Origin of the sequence: Paenibacillus lycopersici, assembly GCF_010119935.1 — a bacterium.
Lineage (GTDB): Bacteria > Bacillota > Bacilli > Paenibacillales > Paenibacillaceae > Paenibacillus_Z > Paenibacillus_Z lycopersici.
On sequence record NZ_CP048209.1, the window covers coordinates 5,187,501 to 5,205,817 of the forward strand.

Genomic DNA, 18,317 nt, shown 5'->3' on the forward strand with positions numbered 1-18,317 from the left:
CGTTATATCGGTGTAGTCCATCAGCACGTCGTACAGAATTTTCTCGTTCGCCAGATCGATCATCCGGCCGAGCTTGCGCTGCTCTTCTTTCTGAAGCGCCTGCTTGCTGCGCCGCTCCGACATGACGCGGGCGATCACGCCGGTCAGCTCGTCGTACGGAATCGGCTTCAGGATATAATCCTTGACGCCGTATTGAATCGCCGAGCGCGTATACGAGAAATCCTGATAGCCCGAAAGCATGATGACATCGCATTGCATGCCGGACTCGCGAATATTCCGAACCAGCTCCAAGCCGTCCATAACGGGCATCCGAATGTCGCACAGCACCAGATCCGGCTGTTCGGCCTTCAGCAGCTCCAGCGCCTCGACCCCGTTCTTCGCCGTGCCGGCGATCGCGAGCCCCAGCATGCTCCAAGGGATGACCTTCTCCAAATTGCGCGTAATATGAAGCTCGTCGTCGACAAGCAGTACTTTGCCGTTGTTGTTCAAGGCCCTCACCTCTGCTTCGGTATGTTGATCCGAATGACTGTCCCCTGCCCGGCCGCGGAACAAAGCCGCAAGCCGTACTGCGGCCCGTAGTGGATGCGCAGCCGGTCCGCGACGTTGTGCAGCCCGAGTCCCCGGCTTTCGCCCTGCTGCGCGTCGGACGCTTCCGGCTCCAGCTCCCGTTCCCGCTCCTGCGACAAGCCGTTGATCCGTTTCAAGGCGTCCGGTTCCATGCCGATGCCGTTGTCGGAGACGAAGAACAGCAGCTCGTCCCCTTCGACCGTAATAACGATGCGGATCGTTCCGCTGTACGGCAATCCTTCGAAGCCGTGCTGGATGCTGTTCTCCACAAGCGGCTGCAGCGTCAGTTTCAGAATCGTGCACGACAGCGCTTCATCGGCGATTGCCAGCTCGTAGTTGAACACATCCTCGAAGCGGTACTTCTGAATCTCCAGATAGCTTCGCACATGCTCGACTTCCTGGCGCACCGTAATGATCTCGGAATGATGCATGCTCGTGCGCAGCAGGATGCTGAGCCGGCGCACCATGGCCATGATTTTGACGCCTTCGTTCTGGGCGGCCATCGCGTTGATCGACTCCAATGTATTGAACAGAAAATGCGGCTTGATCTGCGCCTGCATGAGCATCATTTCCGCCCGCTGCTTGCGTTCCTGCTCCGTACGCACCTCGGTCAGCAGTCCGCGGATCGTGTCCACCATGCTGTTGAAGCTGCTGGCGAGCAGCATCGTTTCGTCCTTGCCCTTGGCAGGGACGCGGATATCGAGCATTCCCTGCTCCACAAGGCGCATTCTGCGGACGACGCGGATGATCGCCTTGGCTACCCGGCCGACGAAGAAAATATTGAACAGCACCGCGGACACGAGGCAAAGCAGCGTAATGCCGCCGATCCACTGAACGAAGCGGACGTTCTCGCTGGTCAGCGACTGCCACGATTTTACGGACACCAGCACCCAGCCGCTCCGGTCGAGGTTATAGGAGGAAATGAGGGAATCCTCCTGGCCGAACATCCCGTGATAGCTGGCGTACCGTTCCGTCGCCTGCAGCTTCAGCTTCGTCTCGTCGCCGACCTGCCGCCCGTCGAGCTCATGCCGGCTGTCCATCATAATCAGTCCGTCCTGATCGATGATCAAATAGCGCGATTGCGTCTGCTGTTCGCCGGTCAGCGTGAAGTCCTGCAGCATGCTGTCGACCTCGTCCGACTTGACCTGCGTGACCATGATCCCGGAATCGTTCAGCGTCTCGGCATCCTTGACGAGGCGCATCTGCGTGAACAGCGCGGCGCCGGTGCCCGTCAGCTTCGGCTGCTCGTAAGGGCCGAGCCAGAGCGGACGGCCGGCCAGCTTCATGATAGCCGGATAAACGGAATGATGCTGCAGCAAATCGTACGGAATCGGTTTGAACGTCGTCGGATCGTTCCGGTAGGAACGGAACATCGTGCCGTCCTTGCCATACAGGACGATCATGCTAAGCGCCGGATTCTGGAAGAGGATCGTGCCCAGCGATTTCTCGTATTGGCTGATGGCGATCAACCGGCTCGCGTCGTTGACGGAATCGCGGGAGCTGCGCAGCGCTCCCTGAACGCTCGGGTTCGTGATGCTGGAATTCGTCAATTGGTCCAGCTCCCGGAAGAAATAACGGATATTGCCGCCGACCGCCTTGAGCGTAATCTCGGTCTGCTCGCTGTATTTCTTCTCCAGCAGACGCTCCGAATTCAGGAACGAGACGATGCCGAGCCCGATCAGCGGCACGACGATCAACAGAATGAAAGCTAGCAGCAGCTTGGGGCGCAGATTCATAGACAGAACTCCTTGGGCAAGTTGCGGATGGCATGTGACGTCGAGCCGGCGGACCCCGTGGAAGATTGCATCAGGCTTGCCGGACCTATAGCAAGGTAGCTTTTGACGCTCTCCGCGGTCATCTCGCCGATATTAAGCGCTTGCAGAAACGGATTAACGGCAGAACGATGCCGGCGAACGGTCCCGGCGCGCAGCCCCTCCATAACTCCTCTATCGCCAACTCCAGCGGAATAGATGGTAGATGGCATATGTACAAGAAGAATGAAGAACGTAATCGGCAATCCTAGGTGAAGTATACCAAAAAGCTCGACCGGTTATTTCTGCGCGTTCGCCTTGGCTTGCGATGCCTGGATTTCCTGCGCGACGGCTTCCGGCTTCTTCACTTTGCCGATCAGCTCCTGCAGGCCTACGCCTACGTCGGCGCCGACGCTCGGCTGCACGATGGCGTCGAACGCTTTCCAGGAGGACGACGCGCTCGCCATGACCTGCAGCACTTCGGAGATGAGCGGATCCACGCCGGACAGATCGGACAGCTTCATGGACGGCAGCACTTTGTCTTCGAGCAGCGTCCGCTTCTGGATTTCCTCGTTGAAGAAGTTCTTGATGAACGCTTTGACCATCGCCTTCTGATCGTCCGTCAGGTTGGCCGAGAAGCCGAAGCCGTTGGAATAGCTCGCGTTGATCGACGTTTGGTCGCCCTTGCCGCCCGCGATGGACGGGAAGGAGAAGTAGCCGATGTTGCCTTTCAGGCTCCCGGCTTCGTCGCCCGTGAACCGGTTCGCGTCCCATGTGCCCGTGAAGACCATCGCCGCATCGCCGTTCAGGAATCTCGCGCCCTGCTCCGCGTAGGCCAGGCCGAGCGCGCCTTTCGTAAAGTAATCGTTATCCACCAGCTTCTCGTAATCCGCGAACCCTGCGACGAAATCGGGATCGGTCCATTTGGCCGCGCCGGTCAGGAGACCCTCGAACGCTCTGATGCCGACATGCCGCTCCATGACGGTGTTCCAGAGCATGCCGTTGACCCAGGCGTCCTTCGCAGCCAGCGCGAACGGGGTTTTGCCGTTCGCTTTGATCGCGTCCGCCAGCCGGAGCAGCTCGTCGAACGTCTTCGGGATGGCGAGATGCATATCCGCGAACATTTTCTTGTTGTAGAAAATGCCCTCGCTGTACCCGCCGAACGGCAGACCGTACACTTTGCCGCCGATGGTGAATTCGTCCAGGCTCGCGAATTTATCCTTGATGCCCAATTCCTCGATGATCGGCGTCAGATCGAGCATGCGCCCCGCCTTCACGTACAGGTTCAAGTCGGCGCCGCCGAATACTTCGAATATATCCGGCGGATTGCCTGCCGCCATCTCCGCTTTCAGCTTCTGATCGCGGTTGACGACTTCGTCGATGCCTTCCATGCTGATTTTGAGCCCGGGATTCTCCTTCTCCGTCTTCGCGACGACGTCCTGAAAGATCTTCAAGCGGACCTTGCTTGTATCTTTGATTTGCGTATGGCGGAGGGATAAGGCGACGTCCCTGGCTGCAGACATGTGCGTTATGACGCCGTCGGTTGTCGTGTTCGCTGCTTGGTCGGAAGCCTTGCTCGAGGATCCGCAAGCGGAGAGAACAAGGGATGCGGACATTATGGCCGCCGCAGCGATCGCCAACCTCTTCCTCATGCAAAGACCTCCTTACTTGCGAATCATGGTATTCTAGCGTTCCTTGCTTATCCTTTGCCATCTAAATTATAGAAGAGACTGACAACGAAAAGGAGGTCGAAATTACCACGGGACCGGGCGACTTTTCGATGGCGATGCGAGCCGGGGCGAAAATAAACCCACAGGAAGCGATTATCCTGTGGGCACCGTGTTCAATGAAAGAATCGTATTCGCCTTGCGCCAGTTTCCGTTACGCCGGACGGCTCAGCTTACCACGCGTATGCGCGCGGGGCTTCTCCGCCGGGACCCGGGAAGATCTCGTCGATCCGCTTGAGCGTCGCTTCGCCCAGCTCCGCTTCCACGACGCGCAGGGAGCGCTCGAACTGCTCCAGCGTCCGAACGCCGATGATCGGCGCGGTTACCGCCGGATTGGCGAGCAGCCATGCCAGCGAGACGACGTCCTCGCGCTCGCCGAGCTCGTCGCACAGCTTCGCGTAGGCGTCCAGCTGCGCGGCATGCTTCTCGAAGCGCGCTACGTCGCCGCTCCGCTTGCCGCCGCCGCCGCGTTTGAGGTTGCCCGCGAGCAGGCCGCCGTCCAGCGGGCTCCACGGAATGACGCCGATGCCGAGGCCTTGCGCCGCAGGAAGCACTTCCAGCTCCGGCAAACGGCAAAGCAGGTTATATTTGTGCTGCTCCGACACGAGGCCGAGTACGCCGCGCGCCTTGGCTTCGCCCTGCGCGACGGCAAGGTCCCAGCCGGCGAAGTTGCTCGCGCCGACGTAACCGATCTTGCCCTGCGTCTGAGCGGCCGAGAAAGCGTTCCACAGCTCGTCCCAGCTAACGTTACGGTCGACGTGGTGCATCTGGTACAGCTCGATATGATCGGTTTGCAGACGCTTCAGCGAGCCTTCCAGGTGACGGCGAAGCTTGTACGACGACAGGCCGCCATCGCGGTTCGGGCCGTCGTTCTTATCGCTCATGTCGCCGTAGAATTTCGTCGCCAGCACCGTGCGCTCGCGGCGTCCGCCGCCCTGCGCGAACCAGCGGCCGATGATTTCCTCGGTGCGGCCGGCGTTCTCGCCCCAGCCGTAAATGTTCGCTGTATCGAAAAAATTGATGCCGGCGTCGAGCGCCGCATCCATGATTTTGAAAGCTTCCTTCTCATCCGTATCGACGCCGAAATTCATCGTGCCGAGGCAAAGACGGCTGACCTTCAAACCTGAACGTCCCAAATAAGTGTACTTCATGTTTACAACTCCTTTGGATATGAGAATGGCTGCAACCGGACAACGAGGAAGATTGTCCCTTCCCCCTCATACAGAATAGCAGGCGCTCAAGGATCTGTCATGCATCTTCTTCCCCGGAACGCATGTCCCGGACGGCGTCCCGGACCGCGCGGTAAAAATCGCGCCATTGCGGCGCCGCTCCCGCAGGTCCGATGGCGGGCGGAGCGTCCGGTGCCGCGGCGGCTCCGGGCAGGGCCGGCGCGCCGGCCGCCCGGTCGGACGCGCCCGGCCGGCCGGCATCGAGCCTCCCGGCGAGCGCTTCGCCCTCGGCCTGGCCAGCCGCCGGGCGCGGACGGACTTCTGCCCGTTCCCCGTTGTCCGGCTCATGATTGGATTCCGCCAACTGCTGCGCCTCCTCGCTTCGCGCGGCTTCATGCCGCGCTTCATAGTCCGATTACCCTAATATCCGATTATCCTGTATCCGACTATCCCTTATTCGACTCCCCTTACCCTTTCAGCCGATGCTTCCGCAGCGAGAACAGCTCGCGCAGCTCGTCGGTGGACAGCTCCGTGATCCAGTTCTCCGAGCCGCTGACGACTTGGTCGTTGAGCAGCTGCTTCTTCGAAATCATCTCGTCGATCCGCTCCTCCAGCGTGCCGAGCGTGACGTACTTGTGCACTTGCACGTTGCGCCGCTGGCCGATCCGGAACGCCCGGTCCGTCGCCTGATTCTCCACCGCCGGGTTCCACCACCGGTCGAAATGGACGACGTGGTTCGCCGCCGTCAAGTTCAGCCCCGTGCCGCCCGCCTTCAGCGACAGCACGAACGCGCAGCCGGGCTCGGCTTCATTCTGGAACGACGCGATCATCGCATCGCGTTCCGCCTTCGGCACGGCGCCGTACAAATACGGCGTCGGCAAGCCGATGCGCTCTTCCAGCAGCCGCTTCAGCGTCAAGCCCATCTCTACGTACTGCGTGAAGATCAGGCAGCGCTCGCCTTCGGCCGCGATCTCCTCCGCCATTTCCAGCAGGCGGAGCACCTTGTTGGACCGCTCGGGGTCCCATGCGCCGGGCAGCGCACGGTCTTCCTTCAGCAGCAGGCTCGGATGATCGCATACCTGCTTCAGGCGCGTCAGCGTGGACAGGATCAGGCCGCGCCGCTGCAGCCCGCCGGCCTTCTCGAGACCGTTCATCAGCTCGGCCACGATGTTCTCGTACAGCGCGCCCTGTTCGACCGTGAGCGATAAATACGTGTTCATCTCGTTCTTCTCCGGCAGCGCGAGCTGAATCGCCGGATCCTTCTTCAGCCGGCGCAGCATGAACGGCTTCACCCAGCGCTGCAGCTCGGCGATCCGATCCGCGTCCCGGTCCTTCTCGATCGGGAGGACGACCGCCTTGCGAAACTCGTTCAAGCTGCCCAAGTAGCCCGGATTCGTGAAGTCGTATAGCGACCACAGCTCGGTCAGCCGGTTCTCCATCGGCGTGCCCGTCAGCGCAATCCGGTGGTTCGCCTGCAGGCGCCGGATGGACGAGGACTGCTTCGTGTAGTAGTTCTTTATATTTTGCGCTTCGTCCAGACAGACGACGTCCCATGGAATGCGCTGCATCTCTTCCTCGTCGATCGGGGCGAGCGTGTACGACGTAATGACGAGGTCCGCTTCCGCGACCGCAGCCGCGAAATCTTCGCCCCGCGCGCGCTTCGGCCCGTAATGGACGAGCACGCGAATGTCCGGCGCGAACCGTTCCAGCTCCTTCTCCCAGTTGCCGATGACCGACGTCGGACAGATGAGCAGCGAAGGACCGAGCCCGCCTCTCTCCATGACATGGAGCAGATAGGCGGTGAACTGTATCGTTTTGCCGAGCCCCATGTCGTCCGACAAACAAGCGCCAAGCCCGAAACGCCGCAGGAACGCGAGCCAGGATACGCCCTGCAGCTGATAATGCCGCAGCTCGCCGTGGAACGCTTCCGGTATCTCCACGAGCGGAAGATCGCTCGACTCGTTCAGCTTGGCGATCCACGCGGCCAAATGCTCGTTCAGCTCCACTTCCGCGGTCAGCGCTTCGCTGATCTCGCTCTCCGGCTCCAGCTCCGTGCCGCCGCGCAGATGCATCTCGAAGACATCCCGCATCGTGAAGCCTTTCTTGCCGCCGTTCTTCTTCAGCCAGCGCCGCAGCCGCTCCATGTCGCCGGGATCCAGATGCACCCATTCGCCGTCGATCTTCAGCAGACGCTTGTTCTCGGCCGCCAGCTGGAGGAATTCCGCTTCGCTCATGTCGACGTTGCCGACGGCAAGCTTCCAGTCGAAATCGACGATCTGCTGCAGGCCGAACATCGACTGTTCGCCGGAGCCGACGGACGATTTCACCTTCGCCTTCAGCTTCATCTTCCGGCCCCGGGCGGCTTCCCACCAGCCCGGCAGCAGCACGGAGCAGCCCGCGGCAAGCAGCTTGACGCTCTCGTGCTCCAGAAACTCCCACGCCTGCATATCGGTCAGTTCCGTTAGGATCTCTTCCGCGGCGAGAGGCTCGCCGTCCGCGCTTGCAGGCTGGTTCCAATCCGCCAGCGCCGCCGTCCATTTCGCTTCTTCCTTCGCCAGCCGTTCGGCAAAATCGGCTTGCCACGCTTCGGGCGCGTCGGCCGGAAGCGCGAAGCGCGTCTGCTTGCCGTTCGCGTCGGCGCTTCCGGATTCGGCGGAGCCCGCAGCGCCGCGCGATCCGTCCCGGCCGTCCGCGGACAGCGCCAGCGTGTACCACGCCCCGCCCGATTCGCGGTCCTGCAGCGCCGGGCGCAGCCGCCAGCCGTGCCGCTCGTTCGGCTCCAGCAGCTGCAGCGCGATCCGGAACGGCACTTGGTCCTGCTTCATCCCGATCGAGACCAGCCAGTCGTCCTCGTCGGCCGCCTTCATCGTCAGCGCGCCTTCGCCCGCGGCATGCGCGGCATCGCGCCATGCTTCGCCCGCGGCCGGATTCGCCGCGATCAGCTCCTCGACGATGCCGCTGAGCCAGCCCTGCACGGCAGCCGCATCGCCATGCGCTTCCAGCCGCGGCACAAGATTGCGCCACGCTTCCAGCGCCCCGGGCTCGCCCTGCGGCAATTCGAGGCGCCATGCGCGGGCGTCGGGCCGCCAGCGCGACCAATCCGGCGTATACCAGCCGTTCAGCAGCGCCTGCCGCAGCAGCGACGCAAGCTCGGACAAGCACAGCGCCCGCTCGCTCCACTCGACCTGCAGCAGATGAACGGGCTTCGGGGACGAGAGGTAATCCATCGCGATAGCCGGCGTCATCGCCATTTCCGTCCGCTTCAGCCGTTCGTTGCTGCTCTCCTCGATCTCCGCGCCGTACCAGGAGGCTTCATGCCAGGCGAACAACAGCCGCCGCAGCCGAATCGTCAACCCGGCGGCATGCGCGGCGGCGAGCACGACGCCCTCGCCTTCCTTCCAGAAACCGTCCATTACGATTGTTTCAGCGCCCGTATACCCTCTCATGTGACAATCTTTCCTCTCCAAAGCTCTTCCTGCAGCGCGCGCAGCCGCTGGTGCTTATGCACGATGCCGTCCACGAACCGGCTCCACGCGTCGTGCTGCTTCTCCGCCTTGTACAGCTTCTCGAGCCGCTTCATCAGCTTGACCGCCTGCCGGTAGCCTTGGCGGTTGCGCGAACGAATGGCGCCGTCGATCGCTTGATGATACAGCGGATAGAGCACGCGCGGCGCCGCCTTGCCGATCTCCCGCAGCAGCTGAACGTCGATCTCGTCGGGCTCGATGCCGAACAGCAGCTGCAGATCCGCCCATTTCGCATACTGGCGCAAATCCAGCCAATGCTCCGTCAGCGCGGAATAGGAATACGGCAGGAACGAGACCAAATACCGCTGCCAGCGCGGGTTCTCCGGCTGCTGACGGTCGGCGAGCCGGCACATCGAGAGGAACGGCCCGAACGCTTTCGATTTGCGCTCGGCCTCCAGGCCCTCATACAGATAGCCGATCCATGCTTCCAGTTTGCCCCAGTCGCGCTCTTCCAGCCGCTGCAGCGCGCAATCGCAGGCGAGGAGCGCCGTCCGGTTGAATACCGTGCGGCGCAGCAGCGCCATCGCATCCCCGTCGCGGTTATCCGCGAACGCCAGGAAAGCGAGCGCCATCGGCAGGAAGAAGATGCCGTGCGCGCCTTTCGTCAGCTCCAAGCGCTCCCGCAGCAGCGCTTCCTCCCGCGCCGCCCACTTCGCATCGCCGATCAGCTGCGACCAGAGCGCGAAATACAGCGCCTCCCAGCGGTGCAGCTGCTGCTCGCGATCCATGTCGCGGCCGTGAAAGACCGCAATCAAGCTCTCGACGGCCTTCCGTTCGTCCGCATGAAGCGCCGCGGGATCCAGCTCCGACGCCAGCTCCTGGTATTGATTGACCCAAGGCTCCGTCATCCGCGCAAACGCCATTTCGTAGTAGTAACGGCTGTAGCTGTCGGTATGCGAATACGCGCGTTCCGCCTGCTCCAGCACGAACACGACGCCGTGCATCCAGTGCAGCTTGCGCAGTCCGGCCTCCCAATTCTTCGAGACCGCCTTGATCGACGTCAGCACGGACTGCAGCGGATGAAGCGAATGGCGGCACTGCTTCCATGCCTCGCCGTGTTTGTCCTCCATCTCGTCCAGCCAGCGTTCCGGGCTGCGCTCGCTCGAGCGGGCATCGGAACCGTTCGCCGCCTCGCCGGCAGGAGGCTCGTAGGCGATACCGTTCAATAACCGGTTATGGACTTCATCCGGACTGGCCCCGACATAGGCTTGGTAGGCATAGAAGACGGCCGCCATATGCTTGCAGACGCCCTTCACCGGACAGGTGCACGCGCTGAACCCGAAATCGTCGCTGTCCAGCGTTACCGCGTAAATCGCCGTTCCTTTCACGACGCCATAGACGGAGAAGCCCTCCATGACTTGAACCGACAGCACTTTCTCGCGGCGATAATAATCGAAGCCTTTCTCCAGCACATCCAGCGGAAATTTGCTTGCGAACGCAGTTTCCAATGTCCGCAGCCGCCCGTCGTCCAGCTGAAAAAAGTTGCTCATGGCGCCCCTCCGTTCATTCGTACCCATTCCTGCCATTATACCACAACACATGCCGTTCTCGCTTTCCAATCCGGCACGGAACCCTGGAGGAACATTAGAGATTGAGATCGGGAACGGGATGGCGCAAGCGCTCGCCACATAAAAAGGCCCCTGTCCGTTATGGACCGGGGCCGAGAAACGCTTGGAAAAATCGGGATGATAGCGGGATTAGCACGGGATCTTGATAATGAACGATACGACATTCGGCTCGTCGACGGCCAGCGTGATCACGCCTTTATACTTGTCGACGATGGATTTCACGATATGCAGGCCGAGACCGGAATGTCCGCCGGCCTTCGTCGAATAACCGGCTTGGAACAGCGGCTTGTCCTGCAGCTCCGCCGCGCCGCTGCATGTATTGCGGATGACGAACTGGCAGCAATCGGATTGCTGCAGCGCCGCGATGCTGACCTTGCGGTCGCCTTCCTCGTACTTCATGACTTCGTCGAAGGCGTTATCGATCAGATTGCCGAGCAGCCGCGTCATGTCAAGCGACTTGATCCCGAGTTCCAGCATGTTCATGTCGCTGAGCTCGGTTTGAAAATCGACCTTCAGCATTTCCGCCTGCAGCATCTTGGAGCGGATGAGCGCCGCGATCGCCGGGTTGCCGATATTGATAATGTCGTTCATCTGCTGGATTTCGCCGGTCAATTCTTCGGCGTAGGCCGTCAGCTCCTCGGTCTTGCCGAGCTTCGCAAGCGAATGCATCGTCTGTACGTGATTCAAGAAATCATGCCGCTGAGACCGGATGGACTGGAACATGCCGTTGATCTCCTCCAGATACGTCTCCTGCGCCTTGCTGACCAGCTTGTCCTGCGACTTGCGATACGCCGCGACGACCCCGTACAGGAAGATCAGGCTGATGACGGTCGCTATGCCGATAATCAGTCCGATATTGATGAGCTGCTCGTTCAGCGTTTGCTGGATCGTGCCGTAATCCGCGGTCAGCGTCAGCACGTAACGCGGAATCGGTTGGCCTTCGCCGTCGAGCATGCTGGCGACTTGCGTGCCTACGGTGATCGGAATGAACAGCTTGATGACATGCTTGCCGCCGATGACCGCGTCCTGGTAGATCCTGGCGTCCCGCTCGATGGCGAGCTTCACGTTCGTTGTATCTCTGCGGTCCTTTAACGTGTATGTCCCGCCGATGATCGGATTTTGCGTCTGATGCGCCACCCATTCCCCGTTCTCGTTCAACGTCTCCGACTTGCCGTCCGGGAATGTCGCGGGATTGATCACGGCGATTTCCTTCAGCCAGTCATTGGCGCCGAGCGACTTATGAATCAGCGTATCGACGCCGGTCGCCTGGTCGAACGCCAGCTGCCTGCTCTCGTAGCTGATGTACGGGTCGGATATGTAATTCGTGGTGCCGTCGTAATAGTAGCCCCATTTTTGGATTGATTTCGTTTCCGTCGAGGAGAATTCGAACGGGCCCGTCCAGAAGTTCTGCAGCCGCTGGCCCCAGTCGATCGACACGTTCTTCTTGTCGAACAGCTGGTTGAACGCCGCGTACCACGGCTTCCAGCCGTTGGTCTCGTATCCGATCTCCTTGGGGTCGGAGGATTTGTATAACAGAATATTGTCTTTCGTCCGTTTCAACAGCGTGATGTCGACCAGGTCCAGCTTCTTCGCCAGCTCCTCGAGCTGATCGTTCGAAACGTTATCCACGTCGGGGTCCAGCGCATATTGCGTCGCGATGGACGCCGCCCGAAGCTCGCGTCCGATTTCTTCCTGATAGATTTCCGCGCCGGTGCGCGAGGTTTCGATCGACAGGGCAATTTGCTTCGCCACTGAATTCAGCTCGCGGCGGAGGCCGCCTTCCAACGAATTCTTCGTTGTCATGTAATATATAATGTTGTTTACGCCGAGAAGCACGGCGATTAACACGATGATCAACAGCCAGGCATTACGAGACATGTCACAATTCTCCAATTCAAACCATATTTTCTGCGCACTCATGGATGCGGATTGCCCGGCGAACGCTATCATTATGAATGATTTTGACAAGAGTGACAATGTGTGAATTATACAGTTCTGGAACAAATGAGCGATTTCGTCGGAGCTGTCCGAAGACGCCTGGAAATCAGCGGCGTTCCGTTCAGGAACGCATGCCTCGCAGCCAGGCGAGCAGCGCCCATTTCCGTTCCTGGCGCTTCTTGTAGCGCGGCAGCGAACGGTAGATCGTCCCGCATTCCGCAAGCATTCGCTTCGCTTCGTCGTGCTGCCCGAGCAAGGCGTACAGGCCCGCGAGCCTGTAATACGCTTCGATCGACGAAGAATGGATGCCGCGGAACGACTGAAGGTAGCCGATCGCCTTCTGCGGCTCCTTCTTCGCGTATATCGCCGCAAGGCGCAGGTACGGCGTGCCGTATTTCACCCGGGGATTGATGGACAGCGCGTTGCCGGTCGCCGCCTCCGCCGCTTCCGTCTCGCCCAAATGGTGCAGGCAGGCGCCGAGATCGTCCCAGAATTCCGCCGAATTCTCCAATGCGTCCTGGAGCGGCATCAGCCAGCTCTTCGCCTCCGCATATCGCTTGCGCTCGATCAGCAGCCTCGCAAGCTCGTGCTTGGCCGGGAGATCGTTCGGATTCATGGCGATTTGCTGCCGCAGCCGCTTGATCGCGCCGAATCGGCGGAGCGGCTTGACGACGCTCGGCGTCAAACCGACGTAACGGCGTTCAAGCATGTATAAAATAATCAAGAGTACGATTGCCGCAAGAATCGGACTTCCCGTCAGCCACCATAATAAGCCGAAAATCAATACCTTCCCCATAGCGCCTCCCGATGTTTGCCGAAGTTGGAATCTCTCTTCATTGTACACGATCCGCCCCCTTCCTCATAGCGAGGATTGCGGCGGGCGAGCGCGGATTGCGTATTGCGCGCGGTCCGGCGGCGGCCTTACACTAACGAGGAAGCTAGCATGCCGACGAGCAGAAAGAAGGGGCCTTATTATGGAAGAATTGCGCGCCAAGCTGCCCGCATGGGTCGAAGCCAGCCGGGCACTGGCAAACGAAGGACAGGTGGCGTCCTACATCCCGGAACTGGCCAAGGCGCCGCGGGAGGCGCTCGGGATTACGATCATGGGACGCGACGGTTCGACCGTCTCCGCCGGCGAGACGGAGCTGCGCTTCACGATGCAAAGCATCTCGAAAGTGTTCACGCTGCTGCTTGCGCTGATCGACAACGGCGAGAAGGGCGTATTCGCCAAAGTCGGCATGGAGCCGACCGGCGACGATTTCAATTCCATGCTGAAGCTGGAGCTTGTCGAGCCGGGCAAGCCGTTCAATCCGCTGATCAATGCCGGGGCGATCGCGATCTCTTCCTTGATCCGCGGCAGCTCGCCGGCGGATAAGGTCGCGCGCATCCTGTCGTTCTTCGGCGAAGCCGCCGGGGTCCAGGCAGGCGGCTCCCTGAGCGTGAACGGGGAGGTATATCGTTCCGAATCCGCGACGGCGCATCGTAACCGGTCGTTGGCGTACTTTCTGAAAGACAACGAAGTGCTCGGAGAGGAGATCGACGTCGAAGACGTCTTGAGCGTCTACTTCCAGCATTGCTCCGTCGAGATTACGTGCGGGCAGCTGGCGCGCATGGCGCTCGTGCTCGCGCTCGGCGGCGCCGATCCCGTCAGCGGCCGTCAGCTGATTCCGCGGCGCTACGTGCGGATCGCCAAGGCGTTCATGCTCATGTGCGGCATGTACAACGCTTCCGGCGAATTCGCGATCCAAGTCGGCATCCCGGCCAAAAGCGGGGTGTCCGGCGGCATTCTCGCGCTGGTGCCCGGCCGTTACGGCATCGGCGTCATCGGACCCGCGCTGGGGCCCAAAGGCAACAGCACGGCCGGCGTGCATTTGCTCGAAACGATATCCGCTTCGCTGGATTGGTCGATCTTCTGATCAACCGGGGCGTCAAAAAAGGGACGGAGCAGTTCGAGCTGCTCCGTCCCTTATTCTGGTGCGATGCGTATCTTGAGGGCTTGCTCAGCCCATATGCATCATCATTTCCGGCTGATTGCCTTCCATGCCTTCGACCTTCGCCGGGCGGCGAAGCATCAAGCCGAGCACGGCGCCGAACACGGCGATGAACGTGAGCACGAGGAACGTGTCGCCGAACCCTGCCGCATAGGCGGTCAGCTGATCCTGGCCGTCCGTGACATGCGTCGCCACGCGCTTCGCCAGGATCGTGGACAAGCCGGCAACCGCGAACGACGTCATGACTTGCTGCGCCGCATTGGTCAAGGACGTTACGCGGCCGACGAGCTCGCGCGGCGCCGCCTGCATCAGATGCGTGTTGAGCGGCATCATGGACAGACCCATGCCCGCGCCGAGCAGCGTCAGCGGTCCCATGATCATCATCATGCTGGAATCCGCTTCGACCTTGGACAGAATGAACGCCGCGACGGTAACGAGCAGCATGCCGATGAACACGAGCGGCCTTGCGCCGATTTTATCGAACAGCTTGCCGCCGATCGGCATGAACACGCCGGCCGCGATCGCTTGCGGCAGCATGATCAAGCCCGTGTCGAGGGCGCCTTTGCCGTGTGCGTTCTGCAGGAACACCGGTACGAGGAACATCGTGCCGAACAAGGCGATTTGGGAGATCCACTGCACGACGATGCCGCGCGAGAAGTCCGAGGAACGGAATACGCGAAGCTCCAGCAGCGGTTCCTTCTGACGCAATTCGGCGATGACGAACAGGATCAGCGCGATCGCGCCGACGGCGATGCCCGTAATCGTCTTCGCGGACGACCAGCCGTTCGCGCCTTCGCTGACGCCGTAGGACAGGCCCGCGAACGCAAGCGGAGCAAGGATGAAGCCAAGACGGTCAAGCGCCGCAACCGCTTTGCGCTCGATGCGCGGCAGCGTGCGAATGCCGAGCAGGATACCGACCACGCCGATCGGAATATTGATCAGGAAGAGCCATTTCCAGCTGACTTGTTCGATCAGCCAGCCCGCGAGTACGGGACCGAGCGCCGGAGCAAGCAGGATCGGAATCCCCATCATGCCCATGACCTGGCCGACCTTCTCGGGCGGGCTCAGACGGTACGTGAACGCCATCGCGATCGGAAGCACCATGCCGCCGCCGAGACCTTGGAGAATACGGAAAATAATGAGCATTTCCACGCTCGTGGACAATGCGCACAGGAGCGAGCCGACGGTGAACAAGAAGACCGAAATCAGGAATACCTGCTTCGCGCCGAAACGGTCGGACAACCAGCCCGAGAGCGGGATCGCCGCCGCTTGCGCAAGCGCATAGCCCGTAACCGTCCAGCCGACGACTTGGAACGTCGAGTGGAATTCATTCATCAAACCGGGAAGCGCGACGTTAACGGCGGTTCCGTCCAGGACAACCATGAAAATACCGATAATGATTGCTGCGAGCGGGGCCAAAATTTTCTTGATTGAAAACGGCTCCTCGACGCTTGCCGCAGGTGAAGCTTGTGCCGACATGTATACCCTCCTACCCAAATCTGTTTTCCGCATCTGCGTCCCCGTTCGCTTGACATTGACCTCCCGACTAACGTGAGGGTACAATGGAGGCAATTACGAAACGAATTCGGACTGTGCGGTTTTTTATAAATGGACAATTGTCCGCTTTACTATTTACAGCTTACCTAACTACAGACCCATTGTCAATGAAAGACAGTGTTAAGTTTCCGTATGATTTTGGAAGGAGGGACCGGCATGCAGCAGCGCAATGAACGGAAAGATGCCGCCAGACACCGCGAATTAATCCTTGATACCGCTTCGCAGTTGTTTCACGAGCACGGCATCGAAAGCGTCAGCATGCACCAAATCGCCAAATCCGCCGGCGTCGGCCAAGGCACGCTGTACAGGCGGTACGCCTCGAAAGCCGAGCTCTGCATGGAGCTGATGGCCGACAGCTTCCAGCGGTTCATGAACGACATCGAGCAATATTTCGCGGAGGCGGAGGCCGCGGGCGCGCCTGTCCGCGAGAAGCTGGAGGGCTTCCTCTCCCGCGCGATCGCCTTTATCGGCAAGAAAATCGACTGGTTCAGCGCGATTCAACCGGCCGCCGATTGCGCGGAGGATCGCATGGATCTCTACAAATCGGAGCCGTTCGTATACGTCGTCGGCAAATTGAAGAGCTTGCTGGACGAGGCGGACCGCAGCGGCGAAGGATGCTGCGCGGACACGGAGTTCGCCGCGTTCATGCTCGCGAATGCCTTCGATGCCGGCATCTTCTTCTACTTGTTGAAGGAGCAACGCTTGACGCTTGAGCAGATTACGCAAAAGTACGTCAGTCATTTTACATGCCTGCTGCTGAAGTAACCTTGCTGCTGATCGACGGAAGCCGATATACGAAGAACGCCGCCGCAGGATCGATAATAGCGATCCCTCGGCGGCGTTTTTTTCGGTTATTTTATCGGTTATCGGTTATACATGTAACGTTCATCGGAAAATAATTCCTTATCCGTCGTATTGAGTCATGAGTTCCGATAACATCCGCTTCATCTCCAACACGAGTTCCCGCGGGCTTGTCACGACAGCCTCTCTGCCCAAGCCGATGAAGTACTTGGCGAAATACGCCAGCTCCCGTTGCGGAAAATTCCCTGCCAACCATCCTGTCCCGTCGTTACGCGCATGCAGCTTGCCTGCCGACCATAGCTCAGCCTCGCAGCGCTGCACGCCTTCCCTGCTCAATTCAACATGCAAACGGATCGAAGACTCCTGTATCGCTGGAGTATGGGATTTCCAATTGCCAAGGTGAACATGTCGAAGATCCAAGGGTGCCAATCCCGAAGCATCATGCGCCGCGGAATGAATGCGGTCGCAGCGGAACACGCGGAAGCCGTTTCGAAGAAAGCAATAGGAAGGGCAGTACCATAGACCGTTGCTCGCATAAATGCCGATGGGTTGTATTCTCCGGCACGATTGTCCTTCGCGTGATTCGTAATCGATAACGATGATTTTTTGAGAAATGGCTCCCTCCAGCAACACGGTCAGATGGGGAGACCCCAATTGTCTCGTCGGCGTTACAAAGTCAAACCGGTTCTTCATTTGATCGATCCGGTCTCTTATGCTGCCGGACATGTGCAAATAAAATTTGTTCAATGCCGAAGAAGCCTCCGATTCGAAAGGAAGAGAGGAGAAGTGACGCAAGGCGTGACTTGCAAAAAAAATAGCGGCGGCTTCCTCTTCGGTAAACGCAATGGGAGGCAGGATACTCTCCTTCAAAACCTGATATCCGCCGTGCGGCCCTACTTCCGAATATAAAGGAACGCCTAACTCGCTCAGTTCTTGCAGGTCTCTTATTATCGTCCTGGTCGATACGCCGAATTCTTGAGCAAGCTCCTTGACCGTGAACTTCCGTTTTCGGTTGACGGTCATCATCAATTCCATGATGCGTTTCGCCTTTAACATGATTTTATTTCGCCTCGATATTTTAATTATGACAACGTATGTCACTATTATGATTTACAATTGGCATTAAGTCCAGTCGAGCGGCGCACAAGACTATTCGCCGATTAAACCTGGATGAGCGTATATGTTGTCCAAATTAAACCTGAGGAGCTGTATTCGTATGCTGCTGCAAATGACCCCCTTTATATTTTTGGACGGAAACGCCAATGAAGCCATTCGATTCTATGAAGACGCGTTGGATGCCGAACTCACCTTTAAGCAAACGTTCGGGGATGCCCCTGCCGACCCTAATCATCCATTGCCGGTCGGCGTGAAAGACCGTATCGCCCATTCCATATTAAAGGCGGGCGATGCCGAACTATTCGTCGCCGATGTCGTTCCCGGAAAATCAACTCAAAGCGGAAATAAAGTATCGATCTGCATTACGACGAATGATCGCGATCAAGCCCAAAGGTACTATGATGCTTTGCAGCAAGGCGGTCAAGTGGTCTCGCCGCTCAAAGCAGTTTATTTTAGTCCCGCTTACGGAATCGTAACCGACAAGTTCGGCGTCACCTTCCAGATTTTCACCGCGCGGCCGCGTTAATGTTGTGGGGGGTAGCCCGCACCACGTCAAAAAACCTTCTAGCATCGGTTCCGTCGGAAACGGAATCTATGCTAGAAGGTTG

The 18,317-nt window shown here is 59.4% G+C and carries 14 protein-coding genes (1 of these 14 only partly in view); 3 read left to right on the top strand and 11 right to left on the bottom strand.

Annotated features, from left to right (window positions below; translation table 11 throughout):
• From GXP70_RS22805 to GXP70_RS22845, 9 genes are all read right to left on the bottom strand, one after another.
• A protein-coding gene (locus tag GXP70_RS22805; RefSeq protein WP_225442526.1) for a response regulator crosses the window boundary here: on the bottom strand, positions 1–489 show its beginning. Its footprint begins 1,200 nt before the window's first position; only the first 489 of its 1,689 coding nucleotides appear in the window; its start codon is at positions 487–489; its stop codon lies beyond the left edge, outside the window.
• Positions 490–494: 5 nt separating this feature from the next.
• Positions 495–2,303, bottom strand: coding sequence for a cache domain-containing sensor histidine kinase (locus GXP70_RS22810; protein WP_162358955.1), 1,809 nt, complete (start codon positions 2,301–2,303; stop codon positions 495–497).
• A gap of 314 nt (positions 2,304–2,617) precedes the next feature.
• Positions 2,618–3,970, bottom strand: a complete 1,353-nt coding sequence (locus tag GXP70_RS22815; protein WP_162358956.1) for an extracellular solute-binding protein — start codon at positions 3,968–3,970, stop codon at positions 2,618–2,620.
• Positions 3,971–4,218: 248 nt separating this feature from the next.
• The gene (locus GXP70_RS22820) at positions 4,219–5,196 is read right to left on the bottom strand and encodes an aldo/keto reductase (RefSeq protein ID WP_162358957.1); all 978 of its coding nucleotides are present in this window, start codon (positions 5,194–5,196) and stop codon (positions 4,219–4,221) included.
• 97 nt (positions 5,197–5,293) lie between these two features.
• Entirely contained in the window at positions 5,294–5,578 is a 285-nt protein-coding gene (locus GXP70_RS22825; protein WP_162354587.1) for a hypothetical protein, read from the bottom strand.
• 103 nt (positions 5,579–5,681) lie between these two features.
• Positions 5,682–8,660: a DEAD/DEAH box helicase gene (locus GXP70_RS22830; protein ID WP_162358958.1), complete on the bottom strand. Its 2,979-nt coding sequence runs from the start codon at positions 8,658–8,660 to the stop codon at positions 5,682–5,684.
• Complete coding sequence (locus GXP70_RS22835) at positions 8,657–10,228, bottom strand: SWIM zinc finger family protein (protein ID WP_162358959.1); 1,572 nt, start codon at positions 10,226–10,228, stop codon at positions 8,657–8,659. The genes GXP70_RS22830 and GXP70_RS22835 overlap by 4 nt, the downstream gene beginning before the upstream one ends.
• A gap of 207 nt (positions 10,229–10,435) precedes the next feature.
• Positions 10,436–12,184 carry a sensor histidine kinase gene (locus tag GXP70_RS22840; RefSeq protein ID WP_162358960.1) on the bottom strand — a complete coding sequence of 583 codons (1,749 nt, stop codon included), beginning with the start codon at positions 12,182–12,184 and terminating at the stop codon, positions 10,436–10,438.
• A 181-nt stretch (positions 12,185–12,365) separates the two neighbouring features.
• The gene (locus GXP70_RS22845; RefSeq protein WP_162358961.1) at positions 12,366–13,040 is read right to left on the bottom strand and encodes a tetratricopeptide repeat protein; all 675 of its coding nucleotides are present in this window, start codon (positions 13,038–13,040) and stop codon (positions 12,366–12,368) included.
• 178 nt (positions 13,041–13,218) lie between these two features.
• On the opposite strand from GXP70_RS22845, the gene glsA reads away from it, so the two are divergent.
• Entirely contained in the window at positions 13,219–14,160 is a 942-nt protein-coding gene (glsA, locus tag GXP70_RS22850; RefSeq protein ID WP_162358962.1) for a glutaminase A, read from the top strand.
• Between the two features lie 84 nt (positions 14,161–14,244).
• On the opposite strand, the gene GXP70_RS22855 is transcribed toward glsA, so the two are convergent.
• Positions 14,245–15,714, bottom strand: a complete 1,470-nt coding sequence (locus GXP70_RS22855) for a DHA2 family efflux MFS transporter permease subunit (protein ID WP_162358963.1) — start codon at positions 15,712–15,714, stop codon at positions 14,245–14,247.
• Between the two features lie 234 nt (positions 15,715–15,948).
• On the opposite strand from GXP70_RS22855, the gene GXP70_RS22860 reads away from it, so the two are divergent.
• On the top strand, positions 15,949–16,557 hold the full coding sequence (locus GXP70_RS22860) for a TetR/AcrR family transcriptional regulator (RefSeq protein ID WP_162358964.1): 609 nt from the start codon (positions 15,949–15,951) through the stop codon (positions 16,555–16,557).
• Positions 16,558–16,695: 138 nt separating this feature from the next.
• Here the strand turns inward: GXP70_RS22860 and GXP70_RS22865 are convergent, their stop codons facing one another.
• Entirely contained in the window at positions 16,696–17,649 is a 954-nt protein-coding gene (locus GXP70_RS22865; RefSeq protein WP_162358965.1) for a helix-turn-helix transcriptional regulator, read from the bottom strand.
• Between the two features lie 160 nt (positions 17,650–17,809).
• On the opposite strand from GXP70_RS22865, the gene GXP70_RS22870 reads away from it, so the two are divergent.
• On the top strand, positions 17,810–18,235 hold the full coding sequence (locus GXP70_RS22870) for a VOC family protein (RefSeq protein ID WP_162358966.1): 426 nt from the start codon (positions 17,810–17,812) through the stop codon (positions 18,233–18,235).
• Positions 18,236–18,317: the final 82 nt, after the last annotated feature.